Origin of the sequence: Streptomyces sp. NPDC007264 (genome assembly GCF_042869095.1) — a bacterium.
In the GTDB taxonomy this organism is placed as follows: Bacteria; Actinomycetota; Actinomycetes; order Streptomycetales; family Streptomycetaceae; genus Streptomyces.
The window spans coordinates 254412-277740 of the sequence record NZ_JBIAFD010000005.1 but is presented as its reverse complement, the minus strand read 5'-3'; the positions used below and the strand labels follow the sequence as shown (position 1 = coordinate 277740).

Genomic DNA, 23329 nt, shown 5'->3' with positions numbered 1-23329 from the left:
TCCCGCCTTCGGGCCTGAATGGGGGTGCCCCCGGCGTTGTGCGGCGCCGGGGGCACCCCCGTTTCCCGTACGGCTATGGGGGCGCGGCGCCGCCCTCCGCGACGGCCTGCCTCCCTGCGGTACCGCACATCACTCTTTCGAAGCACACTCCGGCGTTCACTCTCCATCTGGTTGGTGGCCGGCGACGAACGGCGCGAAGGGGAGTGAGCGACGGACACGTTCCGCTCCTGGGAAGAGGTAAGGCAGGAGGCCTTCGACGAGGACGATCTCGACGAGATCCGAGCGGGCGCCGAGAGGTTGGTCGCACAGGTGCGCGCCCACCGGCTGGCCGAGGTGCGCCAGGAACTCGGTCTCACCCAGAGTGAGGTCGCGGCGCGTACGGCTGTCCGGCAGGAGTGGGTGTCCGCGATCGAGCGCGGCGAGACCGTCTCGACGGAGGTCGGCACCATGGCGGCACACGTCGCCGCGCTCGGCGGCACGCTGGGAGACCGTCGCGAACTTCGGTGGCCCCCGCATCGTCATTGCCCGGTAACCCTGCTCCTGCGCAGGGGGAGCCGCTCGACCGTACTCGCACTGTCGTCATACGCGTATTGCGATGCCCTCGTGGCAAAGGCGGGCATCAGCATCAGCTTGGAGCAGGACCAGGCCGAACGCATCCGGCAGCACGCGGAACGAGCAGGCATGGACGTCTCGGCATACCTGGTGCACGCCGCGACGCGCCAGATGGCCGAGAGCGATGCCATAGAAGAACAGTTCGCCGAGGTGGACGCACTTATCGCCCGGGCGGAGCGGGCAGCGGACGGGCTGCCCGCCGAACCCGTTCGGGAACCGACCGCGGAACTCACGGAGCAGGAACGCCGCGAGGTCGACGAGGCCCTGGCTCTCGTCCACGGCCGGGACCGGCAAGGCCGTCGTCCGGGCCACGCCGCGTGAGCGCACGGGTGCCGGTCTACGACACCGGCATGCTCATCGCACTCGCCGACCGCAAGGCGAAGGCGGTGGCTCTCCACGAGGGACTGCGCATGGTCCCGCACCGGGCGCTGGTGCTCGGACCGGTCCTCGCCCAGGTGTGGCGCCCCCAGCCGGCGCTGGTGCACGCCCTGTCCGGCGTCCTGAAGGAATGTACGGTCCCTCAGGCCCGTACGTCCGGGCCGCCCATGCGTGAGACGAAGGCAGGCCGTCCGGAGTGCCTGGCCTGCGCCACGGGCCCGGACCTCGCGGATCGGCGGCGCATCGGCACCGCTCTGGGGCAGGCGGCCCTGCCGGTGAAGAAGTGGCCGGACGCGGTGGACGCCTGGGTGGCACTGGCGGCGGCCCGGCACGGCAGCGCGGTGATCTTCACCACCGACCCGGGGGACATCCGGGCCTGCCTGACGGTCCTCGCGCCGATGGACGTGCACGTGGTCGCCGTCTGACGACCTGGAGCCACGCGGGTCAGCGTCAGCGTGCCGGTCCTGGCTGTGCGCCCGGCGCCGTCGTCGGGCGTCAGTTCCCAGGGGCCGACCTCGTCGACTCCATCTGGGCGGAGTGGGTACCGGGAGTACTGCCCAACTTCACAACGGCCGCGTCGACAGTCGTCCCGGACGCCTCGCCCTTGGACGCCGACGTCGAGACACCGATGGGTGTCACCGCCGGCTTGATCCGGCCGGCTGCAGTGCCCTTGTGCGTGATCACGTCCACGTGCAGAGGACCCGGTACGCCGGTGATCCGGCGCAGGATGACGGTCAGTTCCCGGTCACCGAGCGGCTGGGCGACCTGTACGTCGTTGCCGCTGGACGCGGAGTCGGCCGTGACCGCCGAGCTCGATCCGAACAGCAAGGCCACGGCGCACACCAGGACGGAGAGCACAGCCCAGAGGCGGCGGTGGGGGTGGTGCGTCTGCGGGCGTGTGGGGCGCACGCGCGGTACGAAGCCGCGCACCGGGCGGGTGCCTGGCTGTCTTCACGGCGGGCCGTTCGCGGCCCTTGGCCCTGTCCGATGGCTCTGGTGATACCGGCGACGGGGGCGCGGGCGCGGTTCTCCGACCCCTTCGTCCGCGGGCTGCACCGGAGCGGCCCGCGCATGGCGGCCACGGGCCTCCCAGGGCAGGACGCGGTCACGCCGGTGGCGCGCCGCGGCGTGACGTACGGGTTCCGGGAGGGTGGTCCATGACGACATTCCCGCGGTGGTCCGTGAGGTCTCGGCGGAGTTCCCGCGTTCGAGGCCGTGGCCCCGTGTCACGGTGCACGTCATGCCGTGGAAACAGCCGACGCCAGGTTGTCCGCCTGCCGGTCCGAATCCAGCCGTGACTGCCCGGCCAGGAGCATGAGAACGCTGACCGTGAGCCCGAGCACGCCACACGCCGCTGCCCAACTCGGACCGCCGTGTTCCAGGACCAGCCCGACGACGGCGGATCCGAGCGCCATGCCCGAGGTCATCAGCGTGACGAGCCAGGCAAACGCCTCCGTGACGGTGCCCGCCGGGGCGAGCTCTCCGACCAGGACGAACGAGACGGTCAGTACCGGCGCGAGGAACAGTCCGGTCAGCACCATCAGGCCGGACATCAAGGGCGGCCCGGGCAGCAGGCACAGGAGCGCATAACCGGGAGCCAGGCAGAGGGTCAGCAGCAGAGCCCGCCGAGCGGGCGGGATCGACCAGTGGCGTACGGCGCCGTAGGCGAGTCCCCCGACGAGGGCGCCGAAGGCATTGAGAGCCAGGAGCACCGGAGCACCCCCGGGCACGCGGTGTTCTTCCGCATAGGCCACGACGACGACATTGAGCGTGCCGAGTGCGACGCCCACGCCGGTGAGACTGACCAGCAGGACGACCAGACCCCGGCTGCGCAGCGGGCCGAGCCAGTCGGCCTCGCGAGCGGGGGCCCGCCAGGCCCGGGCCGGCTCGGCGGTGCCGACCACCAGCACACCCGAGAGTCCCAGCAGCGCGGCGGCCCACAGGGCTGTCACGGGTGAGGCGACGGCGACACAGCCGGCGACGATCAGCGGCCCGCCCATGAAGATCAGTTCCTGGGAGGCGGAATCCAGGGCGTAGGCCGACTCCAGTTCCTCATCCGGGACGACCCTCGGCCACAGTGCCCTCAAGCAGGGTTCCAGTGGCGGCGACGCCGCTCCCGCCAGGACCGCTCCGGCTGTTACGGAAGCCTGTCGGCCAGGGGCCGCCGCGATCACCAGGAACCCGCAGGCCGCCAGCAGGGCTGCGGGCAACAGCACCGGGGTCTGGCCGACGCGGTCCACCAGACGGCCGAGCAGCGGTCCTCCCAAGGCTGTGGCTATGGCGAACGCCCCGACGACGAGCCCGACGAAGCCGTACGGCTGGTCCTCCTCGCGCAGCGCCAGAGGGATCGCCACGGCGGCCATTCCGCTCGGCAGCCGCCCGACAAGGGTGCCCACCAGCAGCCGGGCTACATAGGGACTTCCCAAGAGGCTCACGTACCTCATGAGACGCCTCTGTCACCGTCGGAAACCGAGGGGCCTCCGGTCAGGTGCGCGTGCGGCGCGGCCGGGCTGAGCGTGTTCGTCATTGAATGTCCCTGTCGCTGACCTTGCCCGAAGGATTTGGTTATACGTAACACTTAGCCGGGCGGGCCGCTTCGGGTCAACCCCGCCCCGGGGCAGACCGCACCGGTGTGGAGGGAGGGTGGCGATCCGCCAGGGCCGGACCGGGTTGCTGGGTGCACGGCGCCTGAACGGCGGCGGTGTCGTACGCGGACGGGCACGGCGGTGACGCGGTGTACGGCCGGCTGATGGCGGCTCTGGGACTGGGGGCCCTCGTGGGGGGCGCCCTGTACGGGGCGCGCCGGTGGTCCGGTGCGCCGGAGCGGCGGCTGCGGGTGCTCGTGGGGTGTCTGGCGCTGAGCTATCTGCCGCTGGTGCTGATGCCGTCGGCGCCGGCGATGACGGCGTTGACGGGGTTCGCGGGGGTGTTCCTCGCGCCGTGCATCGCCTGCGCGTTCGTCATCGTCGACCGGCATGCGCCGAGGGGCACGGTCACGGAGGCGTTCTCCTGGCTGGTGACGACGTTCACCGTGGGGGCGTCGGTCGGGACGGGGCTCGCCGGGCCGGTGGTGGAGGCGGGCGGGGCCCTGTGGGGCTTCGCGGTGCCGGGTGCGGCGGGGGGCGTGTCCCTGCTGGTGCTGGCGGCCACGGGGCGGGTCCTCGCAGCTCCTGCTGGGGGCGGGGTGGTTGCGGCTTCACCGGAAAATGATCCAAATCGTGCTGCCGAACCCCGTTTCAGGTCCGAGGATCGGGCGTAATGTTCACTCATGGACCGCCGCATTTTCGGGCTGGAGAACGAGTACGGCGTCACGTGCACGTTCAGGGGACAGCGCCGCCTGTCGCCTGACGAGGTGGCGCGGTACCTCTTCCGCCGTGTCGTGTCATGGGGCCGCAGCAGCAATGTCTTTCTGCGCAACGGTGCCCGCCTCTATCTCGACGTGGGCTCACATCCGGAATATGCGACACCCGAGTGTGACAATGTGATCGAACTGGTCACCCACGACAAGGCCGGCGAGCGCATTCTGGAGGGACTCCTCGTCGACGCCGAACGCCGCCTGCACGAGGAGGGAATCGCAGGCGACGTCTACCTCTTCAAGAACAACACCGATTCGGCGGGCAACTCCTACGGCTGCCACGAGAATTATCTGGTGGCCCGCCACGGCGAGTTCTCGCGGCTCGCGGACATCCTGATCCCGTTCCTGGTCACGCGGCAGTTGCTGTGCGGTGCCGGCAAGGTGCTGCAGACCCCACGGGGCGCGGTGTACTGCGTGAGCCAGCGGGCCGAGCACATCTGGGAGGGCGTCAGCTCGGCGACCACCCGCTCCCGGCCGATCATCAACACGCGTGACGAGCCGCACGCGGACGCCGAGCGTTACCGCCGTCTGCACGTCATCGTCGGCGACTCGAACATGTCCGAGACGACCATGCTGCTCAAGGTGGGTGCCACGGACCTGGTGCTGCGCATGATCGAGGCGGGCACGGTGATGCGCGACCTCACCCTGGAGAACCCGATCCGGGCGATCCGCGAGGTGAGCCACGACATCACGGGCCGCCGCAAGGTGCGCCTGGCCAGCGGCCGCGAGGCATCCGCCCTGGAGGTGCAGCGCGAGTACTACGAGAAGGCCGTGGACTTCTGCGAGCGCCGCGGCATCCGCACCGGCACGGTGGAGCAGGTCCTGGAGCTGTGGGGCCGCACGCTGGACGCGATCGAGACCGAGGACCTGGACCGGATCGGTACCGAGATCGACTGGGTGATGAAGTACCAGCTCATCGAGCGGTACCGCGCCAAGCACAACATGACGATGTCGCACCCGCGGGTCGCGCAGATAGACCTCGCCTACCACGACATCCACCGGCGCCGCGGCCTGTACTACCTGCTGGAGAAGAAGGGACAAGCCGCCCGGATCTGCAACGACTTGAAGATCTTCGAGGGCAAGTCGGTTCCTCCGCAGACCACTCGGGCCCGGCTGCGCGGCGATTTCATCCGGCGCGCGCAGGAGCAGCGTCGTGATTTCACGGTCGACTGGGTGCATCTCAAGCTCAATGACCAGGCGCAGCGGACCGTGCTGTGCAAGGACCCGTTCCGTTCGGTCGACGACCGGGTGGAGAAGCTGATCGCCGGAATGTGAGCCGTGCGTTCCGGTGGCACGCCGCCGGAACGCAACGCGGGCGCCGTACGTTTGCCGTACGGCGCCCTTCTCACGCCGTAGAGTTGCGCGCACGCCATCAACAAGATCGACCGATACGAGGCCCCCACCGTGCGCCGACGCTCCCTCCTCCTCGCCACCGTGCCCGCCGGACTGGTCACGCTCGCCGGGTGCGGCGACGACTCGTCCGGCAAGGCCGGCACCAGTTCGTCCCCTTCGCCCTCGGCCACGTCGTCCACCACCCCACCGCCCAAGATCGTCGACGGCCCGTTGCCGGCCATCACCGCGGGCACCAAGTTCGACCAGAAGCCCACCGTGGCCAAGGGCGACGGCTCGCCGTCGAAGGACCTGGCGGTGAAGACGGTGATCGCGGGCAGCGGTCGCACGGTCGCGGAGAACGACTACGTCCAGGCGAACTACCTCGGCCAGATCTGGGACACGGCGAAGGTCTTCGACAACTCCTACGACCGCAAGACGCCGCTGGTCATCCGGCTGGCCCAGGGCAGCATCATCGACGGCTGGCGGTACGGGCTGCAGGGCAGGAAGACCGGCAGCCGTGTCCAGATGGCCGTGCCCCCGACCTGGGGCTACGGCTCGCAGGGCAACGCCCAGGCGGGCATCAAGGGCACCGACACGCTGGTCTTCGTGGTCGACATCCAGAACACGTTCAACGCGAAGAGCTCCGCCCGCGGCAAGGTCGTCGCCCAGAGCGACGCCGCTCTGCCGAAGGTCGGCACCAACACCGACGGCAAGGCCCCCTCCATCGAGGTGCCGAAGACGAAGGCCCCGACCGCTCTGGCCGCGGCCTACGTGATCGAGGGCGACGGCGCCACGGTCACGGCGGACAGCACCCTTCTCGTGCAGTACAAGGGCGTGCTGTGGGACTCCGGCAAGGAGTTCGACTCGACGTACCGCCGCAGCGACCTCGCCTCGTTCCCGCTCCAGCAGGTCGTCAAGGGCTGGGCCCAGGGGCTGACGGGCAAGAAGGTGGGCAGCCGGGTGCTCGTGGTCGTCCCGCCGAAGCTGGGCTACGGCGACAACCCGCCCGCGGGCAGCGGTATCCAGAAGGACTCCACCCTGGTCTTCTCCGTGGACATCCTCGCGAAGATGTAACCCCCGCGGGGATATGAGAGTGTCGGTGGTGCCGCAATGGCCTCAACACGAATCAGCAGGAGCTTTTGACGTGAGCATCGAGAAGCCCGAGATCGACTTCCCGGGCGGCGAGCCCCCGGCCGACCTGGAGATCAAGGACATCTGGGAGGGTGACGGCCCGGAGGCCAAGGCGGGCGACACCGTCTCCGTCCACTACGTGGGCGTGGCCTTCTCCACCGGTGAGGAGTTCGACGCGTCCTGGAACCGCGGCACGCCGCTGAGGTTCCAGCTCGGCGTCGGCCAGGTCATCAAGGGCTGGGACCAGGGTGTGCAGGGCATGAAGGTGGGCGGCCGCCGCCAGCTGACGATTCCCGCGCACCTCGCCTACGGCGACCGCGGTGCGGGTGCCCGGATCAAGCCGGGCGAGACGTTGATCTTCGTCTGCGACCTGGTCGGCGTCTGATCCGACGGTTCGATCCCGGACCGGAAGCGATCATCCGGGGCCCATGCCCGAGCGGGCGTGGGCCCTCGGCTTTTGTCACGACACGTGCGAGCGGTACGGTCGTCGATCGTAAGCACCACAGGGAAGGCGAAGGGCGTCGATGGCCATTGCCAAGGCCGAGCGGTTGATGAATCTGGCGCTGTGTCTGCTCGGCACACGGCGGCCGCTCAGCAAGCGCGAGCTGCGGGAGTCCATCGAGGCATACGTCGAGGCCTTCGGGCCGGGGAGGAGTGCGGCGTCCGGGCCGGGGAGAGGCGCGGCGTCCGGGCCGGAGAGGACCGCGGCGGGCTCCGACGACTCCTTCAACCGCATGTTCGAGCGCGACAAGGACGATCTGCGCGAGCTGGGCCTGGTCATCGAGACCGTGGAGAACCTGGACGGCGAGGTCGGCTATCTCGCCCGCCGTGACAGCAACCGCCTGCCGCCCATCACCCTCGATGCGGAGGAGGCCGCCGCCCTCGGCCTGGCCGCCAAGGTGTGGCAGCAGGCCCGTCTCGCCGGTGCCGCGAGCGGCGCCCTGCAGAAGCTGCGCGCCGCGGGGCTGCCCGAGGACGTCGACCCGTACGAGGCGCACGGTGCCCTGGAGCCACGCATCCCCGTGCACGAGGCCGCCTTCGAGCCGCTGATGCTGGCGTGCCGCGACCGCCGGCCGGTGGTGTTCGACTACCGCAAGGCCACCGCCGCACGCCCGGAGCCGCGCCATGTCGAGCCGTGGGCGCTGGAGTGCTGGCGTGGCCACTGGTATCTGGCGGGCTGGGACCGCGACCGCGGCGCGGAGCGCGTCTTCAGGCTGTCGCGGATCACCGGCAAGGTGCGTTCCCGCGGCGGCGGTTTCACGGCCGAGGTGCCCGATGCGGTCACCGTCCGCGAGACCGTGGCGGGCTGGGCGGGGGAGATCGCCGATCGCACCGCCCTGATCCGGCTGCGCGCGGGCGCGGGGTACCCCCTTCGGGCGAAGGCGACCGCCGTACGGGAACTCGACGAGGGCTGGGACGAGTTGGAGATTCCGTACGGGCACGGTCTCGACGCGTGGCTGGTCGAGTTCGGGCCCGACGTGGTGGTCGTGGAGCCGGCCGAGCTGCGGGCCGACGTGGTGGACCGGCTGCGTGCCGTGGCCAAGGGCTGAGGGGGAGGGGACGACATGGCAGGCAGACCGGCCAGGCCCGCGAACGCCATCGACCAGACCCGGCGGATGCTGTCTCTGGTGACGTATCTGCGGGAGCGCCCCGGCGCGCGGATCGAGGACGTCGCCCGGGCCTTCGGCATCACCGAGGACGAGCTGGTCTCGGACCTCGACGTGCTGCCCATGTGCGGCACCAGCTTCCGCGGCGGCGACCTGCTCGACATCGACACCGACGGCGAGCGCATCTGGTGGCACAACCCCGCCGCCCTCGGCGCGGAGGCGGCCGAGCCGCTGCGTCTGGCGGCGGACGAGGCCACCGCGCTGCTGGTGGCCGCGCGGGCCGTCGCCACCCTGCCCGGCCTGCGCGAGAGCGACCGGCAGGCGCTGCTGCGCGCCACCGCCAAGGTGGAGACCGCGGCCGGTGAGGCGGCAGGGGCCAGCTCCCGGCTGTCGGTGACCTTCGAGTCGGAGGGCGGCGTCTTCGCGGACGTCGACAGGGCCATCTCCGAGCGCCGCCGCCTGTGGATCCGCTACTACTCACCGGCCCGCGACGAGGTCACCGAGCGTGAGATCGACCCGATCCGCCTGGTCAGCGTCGGCCACACCTATGTGGAGGCGTGGTGCCGCCGTTCCGAGGCGCGCCGCACCTTCCGGCTCGACCGGGTCGCCGAGATAAAGATCCTGGACGAGCCGTCGGCGCCGCCGGAGATCGAGCTGCGCGACCTGTCGGAGGGGCTCGTCCAGCCCGCCGCGGAGGACCCGGAGGTCGTCGTCGAGGTCGGGCCCGGCGGGCGCTGGGTCGCCGAGTACTACCCGCACGACAGCGCCGATGAGCTGCCGGACGGCGGGCTGCGTATCACCTTGCGGACCCCGGACCCGGCGTCGCTGCGACGGCTGGCGCTGCGGCTCGGGCGGGACGGCCGGATCGTGGCGCCGCAGGACCTCGCGGACAGTGCCCGCCGGGCGGCCCGTGAGGCGCTGGCGGCCTACGAGGGGCCGGACGTGGTTCAGGACGGGCTGTACGACAGGCAGGAGCAGAGGCTGTGAGCACGTCGGCGGTGTCTGGTACGTCGGAGCGGTCGGGCGCGTCGGCCGGTGCGCCAGGGTCCGGGGAGATGTCGGTGCGCACGGCGTTCGCGGGCATGAGACGGGTGGCCGACGTGGTGTTCCGGGCGGGCTGCCCGGACTGCAGGGCCCGCTTCGAGCTCGGTGCGGGTGCCCTGCGGCTGGCCATCGGCGCCACCAGCGAGCGCACCTTCTACTCCTTCACCTGTCCCGAGTGCGGCGTCTGCGTCCGCAAGCCGGCGGGTGAGCGCATCGTCGAGCTCCTGACCGGGGGCGGGGTGCGGACACTGCGTCTGCACTCGACCCTCTAGGCTCGACGTCATGTTCTGGCCGATGCTCGCGATCGCCCTGGGGTTCCTGGGGCTCGCCGTTCTGGGTGTGCTCGCCGTCCGGGTCTTCATGGAGGCGCAGCGGCTGGGGCGGCAGGTCGCTGACTCCGCGCGACGGATCAACCGGGCCGCGGACGATCTGGAGCGGGCCGCCGTGGGAGCCGCGCGCGCCGCGGAGCGGGCATGAGGTGCGCAGGGGCGCCGGCCGCGCCGGGCGGCCCCCGAAGTGCCCCTGGGACCGGCCCGTTTCGTGGGTCCGGTATGAGTCGCGCCATGGATGCGCAATGAGTCGCTTCGGCCTGTCTCCCGTTCCTCGCGGACAGGTACGCTGCAGATCGTGGTCCGCAGAACGAGGCGCGGGCCGCAGGCCGGGAGTACGCACAGGGATTGCCCCGCGTTCACCCCTGAGCGTTACGATCGCTGCACGACGGGCGGGCACGCGTCCGACCGATCGGACAGCAACCCCCACCCACGCCGCCTCGGTGAGAAGGTAAAGACATGTTCGGTGGAAGGCTCGGAGCTCCCGAGATCATCCTCATCCTCGTCGTCATCGTCCTGCTGTTCGGCGCGAAGAAGCTTCCGGACATGGCGCGCTCCCTCGGCAAGTCGGCGCGCATCCTGAAGAGCGAGGCCAAGGCGATGAAGGAGGACGGCAAGCCGTCCGCACCGGCCGGCCCGCCGAACGACGAGGCCCCCGCCCAGCGCACGATCCAGGCCGCGCCCGGCGACGTGACCAGCGCCCGCCCGGTCACGGAGCCCACGGACACGACCAAGCGCTGACGCACGGCCGGACGCATCCGGCCTGCCGCACGAGATGAGGACGTGGGTTGCTCAAGTCTGCCCGCAAGCAGGAGAAGGATCCCGAGGGGAGGATGCCCCTCACCGAGCACCTTCGTGAGCTCCGCAACCGGCTCGCGAAGGCCCTGTTGGCCATCACCGTCGTCACGGTCCTGGCTGCCTTCTTCTACAACGACATCGTCAACGTCATCACCAAGCCGGTGCTGAACTCGGTGGGCTGCGCCAAGACCTTCGAGGAACTCGCGAGGTCGTCCGACGACACCGAACAGTGCGCGCAGATCACGATCAACGGTCTGCTGGCGCCGTTCACGCTGGCGCTGAAGGTGTCCCTGACGGCCGGTGTCGTGCTGGCCTCCCCGGTCTGGCTCTACCAGCTGTGGGCCTTCGTCGCCCCGGGACTGCACCGGCACGAGAAGAAGTACGCGCTCGCCTTCGTCGGTACCGGCGTCCCGCTGTTCCTCGCCGGCGCCTACTTCGCCTACCGGGTGCTGCCGACCACCGCCAGGGTCCTGATCGGCTTCACGCCCAACGGCGTGAGCAACCTGCTGCCGTTGGACGACCTGCTCGATCTGGTCACCCGCATGGTGATCGTCTTCGGTCTCTCGTTCGAGCTGCCGCTGCTGCTGGTCATGCTCAACCTCACGGGAGTGATCTCCGGCCGCCGCATGCTCGGCTGGTGGCGCGCCATGATCCTCGGCATCACGGTCTTCGCGGCCGTCGCCACGCCCAGCACCGACCCGCTGACCATGCTGGCGCTGGCCGCGCCGATCTGGGTGCTGTACTTCGGCGCGGTGCTCTTCTCGCTGCTGAACGACCGGCGCAGGCGTCTGCGCGAGGCCGCGGGCCCCGCCGACGACGAGGCGTCCGAGCTGGATCTCACCCCCGAGGACATCGGAGAGGCCGAGTCCGTGACGGCCGGACGGACCCTGCCGGAGCAGGCGGGCACGGACCGGGTCAACGGTTATGACGACGTGACCTGAGGACCGGGCGGCCGGCCGTAAGGTCACCTCCGTGACCAGCGAGCTCACCCTCTTCGTCAATCCCACCGCGGGACGCGGCCGGGGCGCCCGGGCGGCGCAGCCGGCCGCTTCCGCTCTGCGGGCGGCCGGTTTCTCCGTACGGACGATCCTCGGGGACAGCCCCGAGGACGCCCTCACCCGCGCGCGCGGCGCCGTCCGGGACGGCACCGGCGCCCTGATCGCCGTCGGCGGGGACGGCATGGCCAACCTCGCCCTGCAGGCCGTCGCCGGCACCCGCACCCCGCTCGGACTGGTCGCCGTCGGCACCGGCAACGACTTCGCCCGCGCCCTCGGACTGCCCGTGCGGGACCCGGCCGCGGCGGGCCGCCTGATCGCCGACGCCCTCACGGGGGACCGGCTGCGGGAGATCGACCTCGGCCGGGTGGGCGACCGCTGGTTCGGCACCGTGCTGGCCTCCGGGTTCGACTCCCGCGTCAACGACCGCGGCAACCGCATGGCGTGGCCGACCGGCCGCCTCAAGTACGACCTGGCGATGCTCGCCGAACTCGCCGCCTTCCGGCCGTTCCCCTACCGCATCACCCTCGACGGCGGCGAGGTCCGGGAGGTCGAGGCGACCCTGGTGGCCGTCGGCAACGGATCGTCGTACGGCGGCGGCATGCGCATCTGCCCGGGCGCCGACCCGGCCGACGGGCTGTTCGACATCACCGTCGTCGGCGACTGCGGCCGGGCGACGCTGCTCACGGTGTTCCCGCGCGTCTACCGGGGCACCCACATCGAGCATCCCAAGGTCACGGTGCACCGGGCCGCCCGGGTCGACCTCGCCGCCGACGGCATCACGGGATACGCCGACGGGGAGCCGCTCGGCCCGCTGCCGCTGACCGCGCGCTGCATCCCCCGGGCGGTGCGGGTCGCAGCCCCCTGAGCTGCGGCCTCCGGGCCCCGGAACCGGATTCCGGATAATGATCGTCCTGTTGTCAGCGGCGCCCGGTACGCTCGAAAGCACGATGACAGAGGACCTCTCACCGGCCGAGCGGTACGCGGCGGCCCGCCGTCGCGCCGCCGAGCAGGCCACCGCGCTCGCCTCGTTCCGCGAGATGTACGACTTCGGCCTCGACCCCTTCCAGATCGAGGCATGCCAGGCACTCGAGGCGGGGAAGGGCGTCCTGGTGGCCGCGCCCACCGGCTCCGGCAAGACGATCGTCGGCGAGTTCGCCGTCCACCTGGCCCTGAACCAGGGCAAGAAGTGCTTCTACACGACACCCATCAAGGCGCTGTCGAACCAGAAGTACGCCGACCTGTGCCGCCGCTACGGCGCCCCCAAGGTCGGGCTCCTCACCGGCGACAACAGCGTCAACGCCGACGCCCCGGTGGTCGTGATGACCACCGAGGTCCTGCGGAACATGCTGTACGCCGGCTCCCGGACCCTCCTCGGCCTCGGCTACGTCGTCATGGACGAGGTGCACTACCTCTCCGACCGCTTCCGTGGCGCCGTCTGGGAGGAAGTGATCATTCACCTGCCCGAGTCGGTGACGCTGGTGTCGCTGTCGGCGACCGTGTCCAACGCGGAGGAGTTCGGCGACTGGCTCGACACCGTCCGCGGCGACACCGAGGTGATCGTCTCCGAGCACCGGCCCGTGCCGCTGTTCCAGCACGTGCTGGCCGGCCGCCGCATGTACGACCTGTTCGAGGAGGGCGAGGGCCACAAGAAGGCCGTCAACCCCGACCTGGCGCGCCTGGCCCGCATGGAGGCGAGCCGCCCCTCGTACACGGACCGCAGGCGTGGCCGCGCCATGCGCGAGGCCGACCGTGAGCGGGAGCGCAGGCAGCGCGCCCGGGTCTGGACGCCGAGCAGGCCCGAGGTCATCGAGCGGCTCGACGCCGAGGGCCTGCTGCCCGCGATCACGTTCATCTTCAGCCGGGCCGCCTGCGAGGCCGCCGTCCAGCAGTGCCTGTACGCGGGGCTCCGCCTCAACGACGAGGAGGCGAGGGAACAGGTGCGCGCCCTCGTCGAGGAGCGCACGGCCTCCATCCCCGCCGAGGACCTGCACGTCCTGGGCTACTACGAGTGGCTGGAGGGCCTGGAGCGCGGCATCGCCGCCCACCACGCGGGCATGCTGCCGACGTTCAAGGAGGTCGTCGAAGAGCTGTTCGTCCGCGGTCTGGTGAAGGCCGTGTTCGCGACCGAGACCCTCGCGCTCGGCATCAACATGCCCGCGCGCTCGGTGGTGCTGGAGAAGCTCGTCAAGTGGAACGGCGAGCAGCACGCCGACATCACCCCGGGCGAGTACACGCAGCTGACCGGCCGGGCGGGCCGCCGGGGCATCGACGTCGAGGGCCACGCCGTGGTGCTGTGGCAGCGCGGCATGAGCCCCGAGCACCTCGCGGGGCTGGCGGGCACCCGCACCTATCCGCTGCGCTCCAGCTTCAAGCCCTCGTACAACATGGCGGTGAACCTGGTCGAGCAGTTCGGCCGGCACCGCTCGCGCGAACTGCTGGAGACGTCGTTCGCGCAGTTCCAGGCCGACAAGTCGGTCGTGGGGATCTCCCGCCAGGTGCAGCGCAACGAGGAGGGACTCGAGGGCTACAAGAGTTCCATGACCTGCCACCTCGGCGACTTCGAGGAGTACGCGCGGCTGCGCCGCGAACTGAAGGACCGCGAGACGGAGCTGGCCCGGCAGGGCGCGGCGCAGCGCCGCGCCGAGGCGGCCGTCGCCCTGGAGAGACTCAGGCCCGGTGACGTCATCCACGTCCCGACCGGCAAGTACGCCGGCCTCGCCCTGGTGCTGGACCCCGGCCTGCCCGCCGGCCGCACGGACGGCCACCGCGGCTTCGACTACCAGGACGGCCCGCGCCCGCTGGTCCTCACCGCCGAGCGACAGGTCAAGCGGCTGGCGTCCATGGACTTCCCGGTGCCCGTCGAGGCGCTGGAACGGATGCGCATCCCGAAGTCGTTCAACCCGCGCTCGCCGCAGTCCCGCCGCGACCTCGCCTCCGCGCTGCGCACCAAGGCGGGGCACATCCCTCCGGACCGGCACCGCAAGAAGCGGTCCGCGGTCGCCGACGACCGGGAGATCGCCCGGCTGCGCGCGGCGCTGCGTGCCCACCCCTGCCACGGCTGCAACGACCGAGAGGACCACGCCCGCTGGGCGGAGCGCTACCACCGGCTGCTGCGCGACACCTCGCAGCTGGAGCGCCGCATCGAGGGGCGTACGAACACCATCGCCCGCACCTTCGACCGCATCGTCGCGCTGCTGACGGAGCTGGACTATCTGCGCGGCAACGAGGTGACGGAGCACGGCAGACGCCTGGCCCGGCTGTACGGGGAACTGGACCTGCTGGCCAGCGAGTGCCTGCGGGCCGGTGTGTGGGAGGGGCTCGCCCCGGCCGAGCTGGCCGCGTGCGTCTCGGCGCTCGTGTACGAGTCCAGGGCCGGGGACGACGTGATGGCGCCACAGCTGCCGTCGGGCAGGGTCAAGGCCACGCTCGGCGAGATGGTGCGCATCTGGGGCCGGCTCGACGCCCTGGAGGAGGAGTTCCGGATCACCCAGACCGAGGGCGTCGGCCAGCGCGAGCCGGACCTGGGCTTCGCCTGGGCGGCGTACATGTGGGCCGACGGCAAGGGACTCGACGAGGTGCTGCGGGAGGCCGAGCTGCCGGCCGGTGACTTCGTCCGCTGGTGCAAGCAGGTCATCGACGTGCTCGGCCAGATCGCGGCGGCGGCACCCGGCGAGGGGTCGACGGTCACGAAGAACGCCCGCAAGGCGGTCGACGGCCTGCTGCGCGGGGTGGTCGCCTACTCGTCGGTGGGCTGATCCGGTCCGCCCGCACGACGGGGCCGCGGTCCGCGTCGGACGCACCGGGCGCAACCCGGCGGGGGCGGCGCGGCGGCGCAGGCTCGTGGGGTGGCGGGATCACCCGCCTCGGCCGCGCGGGACGGCCCGGCTCTCCGTCGCGCCGTCGCGGGCCGCGGGCCGTGGGCCGTGGGAGCGGGGTGACGCGGAGATCCCGTACGCAAGGCCGCGGAGCGGCCCGGCGCCCGGTCGGTCAGTGGTCGAGGTAGGCGCGCCAGCCGCCGTAGGCGGTGATGTCGGGCGCGTTCTCCAGCGCGGCGGGCTCGCACAGGAAACCGGGGGCGTGGCCGCCGTCGGCGAGTTCGACCCGGCCGAGTGTCATCGGGCGGGGCAGCCCGGCGAGCAGCCGGCCGAGGCCCTCGGCGGGCAGCCGCCACACCTCCGCCTCGATCGCGGCCCCGCCCTCGCCGACGTGGACCAGGCCGGGCTTGGGCGGAGTCGTCGGCAGGGCGTGCAGGCGGTAGACGGGGGCGGTCGCCGTCGTACGGTCCAGGCGGGCGCCCAGGGCCAGGAGCTGGGGGTTGAGAGGCCGGCCCGACAGATGAGCGCCCACCACGACGAGCTGTGTGTCCGCCTCCAGCGAGCGGGCGATCCGGGCCAGCCGCTCGTCGGTGAACGCCGGGCCGATCAGCATCACGCCGAACGGCAGGCCGTCGACCTCGCCCGCGGGCACGGCCACCGCGGCGAGGTCGAAGAGATTGGTGGAGTTGGTGAAGCGGCCCAGTCGCGCATTGGAGCCCAGCGGATCGGCGGCCACCTCGGCGAGGGTGGGGTGGCCCGGCGTCGTCGGCAGCAGCAGGGCGTCCGCGTCGGCCAGCCCGGCGAGGGCGTGGGCGCGCAGGCCGGCGAGCCGGGCCCGGTCGGCGAAGAGCCGGTGGGCCGGGATGTCGCGGGCGCGGGTGATGATGCCGGCGACGGTCGGGTCGAGGCCGTCGCCGCCCTCGGCGATCGTCTTGTCGACGAACTCGCCGACGGCCGTGTAGCGCTCGGCGACGAACGCGCCCTCGTAGAGCATCGCGGCGGCCTCGGTGAAGGGGGTCAGGTCGACGGCCCGCACCTCGGCGCCCGCCCGGGCGAGCCGGGCGACGGCGCCTTGGTAGGCCCGCGCCCAGCCCTCGTCGAGTTCGCCGAGCTGCGCCAGGGGCGGGACGGCGATGCGCCAGGGGCCGGGGGCGCGCTGCGGGAGGGGCGGGAGGGCCCGGCCCGGCGGGGACGCCATGTGCGCCAGGGCCCGCTCGGCCTCCGGGAGCGTACGGGCGAAGACGGTGACGCAGTCGATCGAGGCGCAGGCGGGGACGACGCCGGTGGTGGGCACGAGACCGCGGGTGGGCTTGAGCCCGACGATGCCGTTGAACGCGGCCGGCACGCGCCCCGATCCGGCGGTGTCGGTGTCGGTGCCGAGGGCGAAGTCGACGATGCCGAGGGCCACCGCCACCGCCGAACCCGAGCTGGAGCCGCCGCCGATCCGCGTCGGATCGTGGGCGCTGCGCACCGCGCCGTAGGGGGAGCGGGTGCCGACCAGACCCGTGGCGAACTGGTCCAGATTGGTGGTGCCGAGCGCGATCGCACCGGCGGCGCGCAGGCGTGCGACGACCGGCGCGTCCGCCGTGGGCGCGTAGGCGTAGGCGGGGCAGCCCGCGGTGGTGTCCAGGCCGTGGACGTCGATGTTGCCCTTGACGGCGAACACGAGTCCCGCCAGGGGGAGGTGTTCGCCCGCGGCGACGCGTTCGTCGATCGCGCCGGCCTCCGACTCGACCTCCGCCCGGGACCGCAGGCCGATCCAGAGGTCGGGGCGGTCCACGGCCGCGATGCGTTCATGGGCCCGCCGGACTCGGGTGAGACTCGACATCTCTGCTCCTGGCTGGGGGTCGGGTGCGGGGGACGGGGGTGGGATGCGGGCGGGGCCGTGCCCTCAGGGTGCCGTCGTCGCCGCCGGGGCGAGCACGACCAGTGCGGTGCCCGGCTCCACCCGGTCGCCGGGCTTGGCGAGGACCCGCGTCACCACGCCGTCCATCGGGGCGGGTACCCGGGACTCCATCTTCATCGCCTCCAGGGCGAGCAGCGGCTGCCCGGTGGTGACCAGGTCGCCCGGGCGGACGTTCAGCTGCCACACGGACGCGGCGAACTCGGCCTCCACCAGGCGGCCGCCGTCCGGGACCGCCACCTCGGCCGCCTCGGGTGCCGGTGCCGTCGCGGTCTGCGCCCGGGTGAACTCGCCCGCCGCCTCCCAGGCGGCGCGCTCCGCCGCGAAGGCGGCACCCTGACGGGAGCGGAACTCGGCGATCGAGTCGGCGTTCTCGGCGAGGAACGTCTCGTACGCCGCCAGGGAGAACTCGCCCTCCTCGATGCGCGGCGCATAGCGGCCCGAGACGATGTCCGCGCGTAGGTCCAGCAGTTCGTCGGCGCCGACCGGGTACCACTTGATGCGGTCGAAGAACCGCAGCAGCCAGGGCGAGCCCGGCTCGAACGCGCCCCGCTGCCGCCATCCCGACCACACCTGCGTCGTACGGCCCACGAACTGGTAGCCGCCGGGACCCTCCATGCCGTAGACGCACAGGTAGGCCCCGCCGATGCCGACGGAGTTCTCGGCGGTCCAGGTGCGCGCCGGGTTGTACTTCGTGGTGACCAGGCGGTGGCGCGGGTCCAGGGGCGTGGCCACGGGGGCGCCCAGGTACACGTCGCCCAGGCCGAGGACCAGGTACTCCGCGTCGAAGACCGTGCGGTACACGTCCTGCACGGAGGCGAGCCCGTTGACGCGGCGGATGAACTCGATGTTCCACGGGCACCAGGGCGCGTCGTCGCGCACGCCCGCCATGTAGCGGGCGATGGCCTCGCGGGTGGCCGGGTCGTCCCAGGACAGCGGCAGGTGGACCGTGCGGGAGGGGACGACCAGCTCGTCGGTGGGCGGCAGCTGTGCGGCCGTGTCCCGCACGGCGGTGAGCAGTTCACGCGGGGCGAGGCGTGCCGGGTCCGTCCGGATCTGCAGGGAGCGGATGCCGGGCGTCAGGTCCGTGACCCCGTCGAGGCCGGCCTCCGCGACCGCCTCCATCAGCGCGTGCACCCGCATCCGCAGCGCCAGATCGAGCTGCATCGGCCCGAACTCGACCAGCAGGTTGTCGTCGCCGCTGCGCCGGTACGTCACGTCGCCGTCCCGGGCCAGCACCCCGCCGTCCGCGATCTCCGGCCGCGGTGCGCCGTCGTCGGCCAGGGGTGCGAAGCGGACCGTGTCGCCGGGGCGGAGTTGGCCGAGCTTCCACCGCTCCCACGTCGCCACCGTGGCCGGGCAGACGAAGCCGCCCAGCGAGGGGCCGTCCGGGCCGAGCAGGACCGGCATGTCGCCGGTGTAGTCGACGGCGCCGACCGAGTACGGCGTGTCGTGGATGTTGGACGGGTGCAGACCCGCCTCCCCGCCGTCCGAGCGGGCCCAGCGGGGCGCGGGGCCGACCAGTCGCACGCCCGTGCGCGCCGAGTTGAAGTGGACCTCCCACGCGGCGGCGTAGAAGGCGTGGATGTCGTCCTCGGTGAAGAACTCCGGTGCCGCGTGCGGACCCTCCAGCGCCCCGAGCCGCCACGACGAGGTGAACACCGGGCGGTCCGCCGGCGGCACCGGGGAGCCCGTCGCCACCGTGCCGCCGTGCAGGACGTCCCCCGTGCGCAGCGCCCGGCCGCCGTGGCCGCCGAACCCGCCCAGGGTGAAGGTGGCCGCGCTGCCGAGGAAGGCGGGCACGTCCAGGCCGCCCGCGAACAGCACGTAGGTGCGCAGCCCGTGCGCCAGGGGTGCGCCGATCTCCAGGACGGCGCCCGCGGGGACGGTCACCGGCTCCCACTGCGCGACGGGTGCGCCGTCCACCGCGACCGGTGCCGGGGCGCCGGTGACGCACACGGTCGTGGCGTGGGTGAAGCGCAGGGCCGGTCCCTGCAGCGTGCACTCCAGGCCGGGCAGGCCCTCCGCGTTGCCGAGCGCCCGGTTGCCGAGCCGGAAGGAGAGGTCGTCCATCGGTCCGGACGGGGGCACGCCCACCTGCCAGTGGCCGGTGCGGCCCGGCCAGTCCTGGACGGTGGTGAGGGTGCCCGCCGACACCACCTCGACGCGCGGGGTGGGGTCGGTGACGCCGGCGAGGGTCGCCGTGGAGTGCGCGGCCGAGCGGACGCGCCGGTCCGCCAGCGCCGCGCGCACCAGTCCCAGGTTCGTCTCGATGCCGTCCACGCGGGTACGGGACAGGGCCTCGTCCAGGCGCCGCAGCGCGTGCGCCCGGTCAGGACCGTGGGCGATCACCTTGGCGAGCAGGGGGTCGTACGAGGCCGTGACCTCGGTGCCCGTCTCCACCCAGCCGTCCACCCGCACGCCCTGCGGGAACTCGACCCGGGTCAGCAGGCCCGCGCAGGGCCGGTGGCCGCGCGAGGGGTCCTCGGCGTACAGGCGTGCCTCCACGGCGTGGCCGCGGGGCGGGCCCGGGTCCCGTACGACGTCCAGGTCCCCGCGGGCCAGCCGCAGCATCCAGGCGACGAGGTCGACGCCGTAGATCTCCTCGGTGACCGGATGCTCCACCTGGAGCCGGGTGTTGACCTCCAGGAAGTACGCCTGCTCGCGGGCCGCGTCGTACACGAACTCGACGGTGCCCGCGGAGCGGTAGCCGACCGAGGCGCACAGATCGCGTGCGGCCGTGGCGAGCCGCTCGCGGACGTGCGGGGGCAGCCCGGGCGCCGGCGCCTCCTCCACGACCTTCTGGTGGCGGCGTTGGAGGGAGCAGTCGCGGTCGCCGAAGGTGACGACACGGCCCCGGCCGTCGCCGAAGACCTGCACCTCGATGTGGCGGGCGTGTTCGACGAGGCGCTCCAGGAACACCCCGGCGGAGGAGAAGGACGCGGCGGCCACCCGCTGCACCCGCTCCCAGGCGTCGGTCAGTTCATCGGCGGAGCGGCATGCCGACATGCCGATGCCGCCGCCCCCGCCGGTCGCCTTCAGCATGACGGGGTAGCCGATGGCCGAGGCCCGCTCCAGCGCCTGCGCCCGGGAGGCCAGCAGCCCGGTGCCGGGTGCCAGCGGCACCCCGGCCGCCTCGGCCGCGGCCCGCGCGGTGTGCTTCGCGCCGAACAGCTCCAGCTGCTCCGGCGTGGGCCCCACGAACACGATTCCGGTGTCCTCGCAGCGGCGCGCGAAGCCCGCGTCCTCGGACAGGAAGCCGTAGCCCGGGTGGATCGCGCCCGCGCCGGTGTCCTTGGCCGCCTTCAGGACGAGGTCGGCGTCCAGGTACGACGCCGTGGCGGGTGCCGGGCCGAGCCGCACCGCCTGGTCGGCGAGCCGGACGTGCGGTGCGCCGCGGTCGGCGTCGGAGTACACGGCGACCGTGCGCAGGCCCAGCTCGCGGGCCGTGCGGATGATCCGGACGGCGATCTCGCCGCGATTGGCGACCAGCAGCGTGTCGAAGCTCATCCGGCGGCCCCGATCGTCATCTCCACCGCCGTCGGCTCGAATCCGTTGCAGGGGTTGTTGATCTGGGGGCAGTTGGAGACCAGGACGAGCACGTCGCGTTCGGCGCGCAGCGTCAGCGAGCGGCCCGGGGCGGAGATGCCGTCGACGATGCCGAGGGTGCCGTCCTTCTCGACGGGCACGTTCATGTACCAGTTGATGTTGGACACCAGGTCGCGCTTGCCGAGGCCGTACCGCGCCCCTTCGGCGAGGAAGTTGTCCACGCAGGCGTGCTGGGCCCAGGTGTGATGCCCGTACCGCAGCGTGTTCGACTCCTTGGAGCAGGCGCCGCCGACGGTGTCGTGCCGGCCGACCTCGTCGGCGACCACGGTCATCAGCGGGGTGTGCTCGCAGGACAGCAGCACGCTGCCGGTCCTCAGGAAGATGTTCCCCTGGGCGTGGACGGTGTCGGGCGCGCTGTAGCGGACGGACGTGTCGTGGGCGTCGTACACGAGGAAGTCGACGGCCTGGTTGCCGTGCAGGTCGGTGATGGTCAGGGTCTCGCCGGCGCGGACGGTCGAGGACCAGGCGGCGCGTGCGGGAACGACGGTCCTCGTCGTGGCGGTCGTGGTCATGCGGGCCCTCTCGGTCTCATGGCGGCCGGCGCTCACGCGCGCCCCCTCGCGGCAAGGAACTCGGCGGTGTTCAGGAAGGCGCGGCGGCCTTCCGGGGTGGCCTCCCACAGCGGGTCGCCAGGGCGTGTCGCCGCCGCGCGCCAGGCGAGCACCTCCAGCGGGGTGCACACGTAGTCCGGGCGCGGGTCGGCCGGGTGCGGGACGTTCACGACGAGCACCGTGACGTCCTGTTCGGCGCGCAGGGTGACGCTGCCGCCCGGACCGGCGGAGCCCGTGAAGTCGAGGGCGCCGTCCTCGCGGACCTCCACGCCCCGGAAGAACGACAGCGAGGGCGGCAGGTCGCGCGGCTGAAGGCCGTTCTTGGCGGCGGCCAGCTTGAACAGCTCGCGTCCGGCGGGGGACGGGGACTGCGGGGTGCCGTCGCCGTACCGCCGCGTGTTGCGGGCGAGCGTGGACGTGCCGCACAGCGCGTCGTGCCGGCCGGAGGTGTCCGCGACGACCGAGGCGAGCACGCGGCCCTGGTCGGACAGGAGCAGGCGCCCCTCGCCGAGGTAGGCGTTCCACTGCACCTTGACCGTGTCGGCGACGTTCAGCCGCTCCCACGGGCGGTCGGCGGCATACAGCAGCAGGTGGGCGCAGGCGTCGCCGTGGGGGTCGGTCAGGCGCAGCTCGGTGCCGCGGGCGAGGACCCGGTGCGTGTAGTTGCCGCCCGCCACGGTCTCCGCCCACACCAGGTGGCCCGCCTCGCAGGGCGGTGCGGGCCAGGCGCTCGCCGGCACGACGGGCATGGCCTCGGCGCGGGCGCCCTCCTGCGCCCGGGCGTGGTCGCGTGCTCCGTGGGTGGTGGCTGTCGCCATGCGGGACCTCCGGTGATCCGGTGAACTGCTGCGCTGGACTGCCGCGCCGATTTCTGTCGCCCGACAGAAATTAGGCGGGGGCCGCGTCGCCGTCGTGTCCCGGGTGTTGCCGGCCGGTTACCCATTTCTCACGCCGTGGTCCGTGACGGTGACGTAAGCCGTCGTGTGCGCCCCGCGGTCGCGACGGGCGTGCGCCGCCGTGTGCGAGGATCGAACGCATGGGAACCGGTGGTGGGCGGCGGGTCGGCAGGCCGCGCGTGGCGCAGCGGCCCGACAGCGGGCTGTCGCCGCGCGACGAACTCCTCGTCGCGGCCGCCGAGTTGTTCACCACCCAGGGGTACGCCGCCACCACCACCCGGGCCGTGGCCGAGCGGGCCGGTATGCGGCAGGCGTCCATGTACCACCACGTCGCCGGCAAGGAGGAGTTGCTCGCCGAGCTGCTGGAGTCCACCGTCACGCCCTCGCTGGCCTACGCCCGTGAGCTGCTCGCCGACGGCGCCGCCCCCGCCGGGGAGCGGCTGTGGGAGCTGTGCCGTACCGACGTGGAGCTCCTGTGCGGCGGCCCGCACAACCTCGGCGTCCTCTACCTGCTGCCCGAGGTCCGTGCCGAGCGCTTCGCGGGCTTCCGTGCCGTGCGTGCCGAACTCAAGGACGCCTACCGGCAGTTGCTCGCGGCGACCCGGGCGGGTGGCGCGCTCGCGAAGAGCGAGCTGGACCTGCGGACGGATCTGGTCTTCGGGCTGATCGAGGGTGTCATCCTCGTTCACCGCTCCGATCCGGAGCGTCCGGTCGCCGCCTTCGCCGAGGCGACGGCGGACGCGGCCCTGCGCATCGTCGGCGTCTGAACGTCAGCGCACTCCCGAGGTCTTCCACCCTTCCGGCGCGCTTTCCTTCGTACGCGCGTACGTCATGACACAACGTGTGCGAACGGCGGCGCAGCGTGCAAATGCGCCCGAGGGTACTCCTGCCCCAGGGGCCATTTCAGGTGCTTGCGGAATATGACATAGCGATGATCCGGTCGGACTAAGCTCGCCCGCAGCGCACCGAGT

The 23329-nt window shown here is 72.4% G+C and carries 20 protein-coding genes and 1 pseudogene; 15 read left to right on the top strand and 6 right to left on the bottom strand.

Annotation, left to right across the window (positions count from 1 at the left end):
• Window positions 1-309 precede the first annotated feature (309 nt).
• Both ACFYMU_RS10660 and ACFYMU_RS10655 read left to right on the top strand, forming a co-directional pair.
• A complete protein-coding gene (locus ACFYMU_RS10660) occupies window positions 310-933 on the top strand; it encodes a helix-turn-helix domain-containing protein (RefSeq protein ID WP_388370981.1) in 624 nt (207 codons plus the stop codon).
• 29 nt (window positions 934-962) lie between these two features.
• Window positions 963-1415, top strand: coding sequence for a hypothetical protein (locus ACFYMU_RS10655; protein WP_388370979.1), 453 nt, complete (start codon window positions 963-965; stop codon window positions 1413-1415).
• A 70-nt stretch (window positions 1416-1485) separates the two neighbouring features.
• Here ACFYMU_RS10655 and ACFYMU_RS10650 read toward each other — a convergent pair whose 3' ends face one another.
• Together ACFYMU_RS10650 and ACFYMU_RS10645 are read right to left on the bottom strand one after the other, a co-directional pair.
• Window positions 1486-1899 (bottom strand): hypothetical protein, encoded by a 414-nt coding sequence (locus ACFYMU_RS10650; protein ID WP_388370976.1) that lies wholly within the window; start codon window positions 1897-1899, stop codon window positions 1486-1488.
• Window positions 1900-2228: 329 nt separating this feature from the next.
• Window positions 2229-3434, bottom strand: a complete 1206-nt coding sequence (locus tag ACFYMU_RS10645; RefSeq protein ID WP_388370974.1) for an MFS transporter — start codon at window positions 3432-3434, stop codon at window positions 2229-2231.
• 251 nt (window positions 3435-3685) lie between these two features.
• Here ACFYMU_RS10645 and ACFYMU_RS10640 point away from each other — a divergent pair.
• The 12 genes and pseudogenes from ACFYMU_RS10640 to ACFYMU_RS10585 form a co-directional block, all read left to right on the top strand.
• Window positions 3686-4249: pseudogene (locus ACFYMU_RS10640) on the top strand (MFS transporter); the annotation flags it as partial.
• Between the two features lie 9 nt (window positions 4250-4258).
• Window positions 4259-5620 carry a Pup--protein ligase gene (pafA, locus tag ACFYMU_RS10635; RefSeq protein WP_388370971.1) on the top strand — a complete coding sequence of 454 codons (1362 nt, stop codon included), beginning with the start codon at window positions 4259-4261 and terminating at the stop codon, window positions 5618-5620.
• A 129-nt stretch (window positions 5621-5749) separates the two neighbouring features.
• Window positions 5750-6751, top strand: a complete 1002-nt coding sequence (locus ACFYMU_RS10630; RefSeq protein WP_388370968.1) for an FKBP-type peptidyl-prolyl cis-trans isomerase — start codon at window positions 5750-5752, stop codon at window positions 6749-6751.
• Between the two features lie 70 nt (window positions 6752-6821).
• Window positions 6822-7193, top strand: a complete 372-nt coding sequence (locus ACFYMU_RS10625) for an FKBP-type peptidyl-prolyl cis-trans isomerase (RefSeq protein WP_388370965.1) — start codon at window positions 6822-6824, stop codon at window positions 7191-7193.
• 139 nt (window positions 7194-7332) lie between these two features.
• The gene (locus ACFYMU_RS10620) at window positions 7333-8358 is read left to right on the top strand and encodes a helix-turn-helix transcriptional regulator (RefSeq protein WP_388370962.1); all 1026 of its coding nucleotides are present in this window, start codon (window positions 7333-7335) and stop codon (window positions 8356-8358) included.
• 15 nt (window positions 8359-8373) lie between these two features.
• Window positions 8374-9402, top strand: a complete 1029-nt coding sequence (locus ACFYMU_RS10615) for a helix-turn-helix transcriptional regulator (RefSeq protein ID WP_388370960.1) — start codon at window positions 8374-8376, stop codon at window positions 9400-9402.
• Window positions 9399-9731, top strand: a complete 333-nt coding sequence (locus ACFYMU_RS10610; protein ID WP_388370958.1) for a hypothetical protein — start codon at window positions 9399-9401, stop codon at window positions 9729-9731. Before ACFYMU_RS10615 ends, ACFYMU_RS10610 begins: the two co-directional genes overlap by 4 nt.
• Before the next feature lie 10 nt (window positions 9732-9741).
• Window positions 9742-9936, top strand: coding sequence for a hypothetical protein (locus tag ACFYMU_RS10605; protein WP_388370956.1), 195 nt, complete (start codon window positions 9742-9744; stop codon window positions 9934-9936).
• Window positions 9937-10247: 311 nt separating this feature from the next.
• Complete coding sequence (gene tatA / locus ACFYMU_RS10600; protein WP_388370955.1) at window positions 10248-10529, top strand: Sec-independent protein translocase subunit TatA; 282 nt, start codon at window positions 10248-10250, stop codon at window positions 10527-10529.
• A 47-nt stretch (window positions 10530-10576) separates the two neighbouring features.
• Window positions 10577-11527, top strand: coding sequence for a twin-arginine translocase subunit TatC (gene tatC, locus ACFYMU_RS10595; protein ID WP_388370952.1), 951 nt, complete (start codon window positions 10577-10579; stop codon window positions 11525-11527).
• Window positions 11528-11558: 31 nt separating this feature from the next.
• A complete protein-coding gene (locus ACFYMU_RS10590) occupies window positions 11559-12449 on the top strand; it encodes a diacylglycerol kinase (RefSeq protein ID WP_388370949.1) in 891 nt (296 codons plus the stop codon).
• A gap of 37 nt (window positions 12450-12486) precedes the next feature.
• Window positions 12487-15339 (top strand): DEAD/DEAH box helicase, encoded by a 2853-nt coding sequence (locus ACFYMU_RS10585; RefSeq protein ID WP_388370946.1) that lies wholly within the window; start codon window positions 12487-12489, stop codon window positions 15337-15339.
• Between the two features lie 232 nt (window positions 15340-15571).
• On the opposite strand, the gene atzF is transcribed toward ACFYMU_RS10585, so the two are convergent.
• From atzF to ACFYMU_RS10565, 4 genes are all read right to left on the bottom strand, one after another.
• On the bottom strand, window positions 15572-17227 hold the full coding sequence (atzF, locus tag ACFYMU_RS10580; RefSeq protein WP_388370943.1) for an allophanate hydrolase: 1656 nt from the start codon (window positions 17225-17227) through the stop codon (window positions 15572-15574).
• Between the two features lie 63 nt (window positions 17228-17290).
• Window positions 17291-20812 carry a 5-oxoprolinase/urea amidolyase family protein gene (locus ACFYMU_RS10575; RefSeq protein ID WP_388370940.1) on the bottom strand — a complete coding sequence of 1174 codons (3522 nt, stop codon included), beginning with the start codon at window positions 20810-20812 and terminating at the stop codon, window positions 17291-17293.
• Entirely contained in the window at window positions 20809-21423 is a 615-nt protein-coding gene (locus tag ACFYMU_RS10570) for an urea amidolyase associated protein UAAP2 (protein WP_388370937.1), read from the bottom strand. Before ACFYMU_RS10570 ends, ACFYMU_RS10575 begins: the two co-directional genes overlap by 4 nt.
• 32 nt (window positions 21424-21455) lie before the next feature.
• Window positions 21456-22280: an urea amidolyase associated protein UAAP1 gene (locus ACFYMU_RS10565; protein WP_388370935.1), complete on the bottom strand. Its 825-nt coding sequence runs from the start codon at window positions 22278-22280 to the stop codon at window positions 21456-21458.
• Window positions 22281-22498: 218 nt separating this feature from the next.
• Here ACFYMU_RS10565 and ACFYMU_RS10560 point away from each other — a divergent pair, with 218 nt between their 5' ends.
• A complete protein-coding gene (locus tag ACFYMU_RS10560) occupies window positions 22499-23125 on the top strand; it encodes a TetR/AcrR family transcriptional regulator (protein ID WP_388370932.1) in 627 nt (208 codons plus the stop codon).
• Window positions 23126-23329: the final 204 nt, after the last annotated feature.

Bases quoted from the DNA above. Each gene is read 5' to 3' on its own strand.
- ACFYMU_RS10620 (WP_388370962.1), top strand. From the start codon at position 7,333: ATGGCCATTGCCAAGGCCGAGCGGTTGATGAATCTGGCGCTGTGTCTG.
- atzF (WP_388370943.1), bottom strand. From the start codon at position 17,227: ATGTCGAGTCTCACCCGAGTCCGGCGGGCCCATGAACGCATCGCGGCC.
- ACFYMU_RS10655 (WP_388370979.1), top strand. From the start codon at position 963: ATGCTCATCGCACTCGCCGACCGCAAGGCGAAGGCGGTGGCTCTCCAC.
- ACFYMU_RS10575 (WP_388370940.1), bottom strand. From the start codon at position 20,812: ATGAGCTTCGACACGCTGCTGGTCGCCAATCGCGGCGAGATCGCCGTC.
- tatA (WP_388370955.1), top strand. From the start codon at position 10,248: ATGTTCGGTGGAAGGCTCGGAGCTCCCGAGATCATCCTCATCCTCGTC.
- pafA (WP_388370971.1), top strand. From the start codon at position 4,259: ATGGACCGCCGCATTTTCGGGCTGGAGAACGAGTACGGCGTCACGTGC.
- ACFYMU_RS10560 (WP_388370932.1), top strand. From the start codon at position 22,499: ATGGGAACCGGTGGTGGGCGGCGGGTCGGCAGGCCGCGCGTGGCGCAG.
- ACFYMU_RS10565 (WP_388370935.1), bottom strand. From the start codon at position 22,280: ATGGCGACAGCCACCACCCACGGAGCACGCGACCACGCCCGGGCGCAG.
- ACFYMU_RS10605 (WP_388370956.1), top strand. From the start codon at position 9,742: ATGTTCTGGCCGATGCTCGCGATCGCCCTGGGGTTCCTGGGGCTCGCC.
- ACFYMU_RS10570 (WP_388370937.1), bottom strand. From the start codon at position 21,423: ATGACCACGACCGCCACGACGAGGACCGTCGTTCCCGCACGCGCCGCC.
- ACFYMU_RS10585 (WP_388370946.1), top strand. From the start codon at position 12,487: ATGATCGTCCTGTTGTCAGCGGCGCCCGGTACGCTCGAAAGCACGATG.
- ACFYMU_RS10645 (WP_388370974.1), bottom strand. From the start codon at position 3,434: ATGAGGTACGTGAGCCTCTTGGGAAGTCCCTATGTAGCCCGGCTGCTG.
- ACFYMU_RS10615 (WP_388370960.1), top strand. From the start codon at position 8,374: ATGGCAGGCAGACCGGCCAGGCCCGCGAACGCCATCGACCAGACCCGG.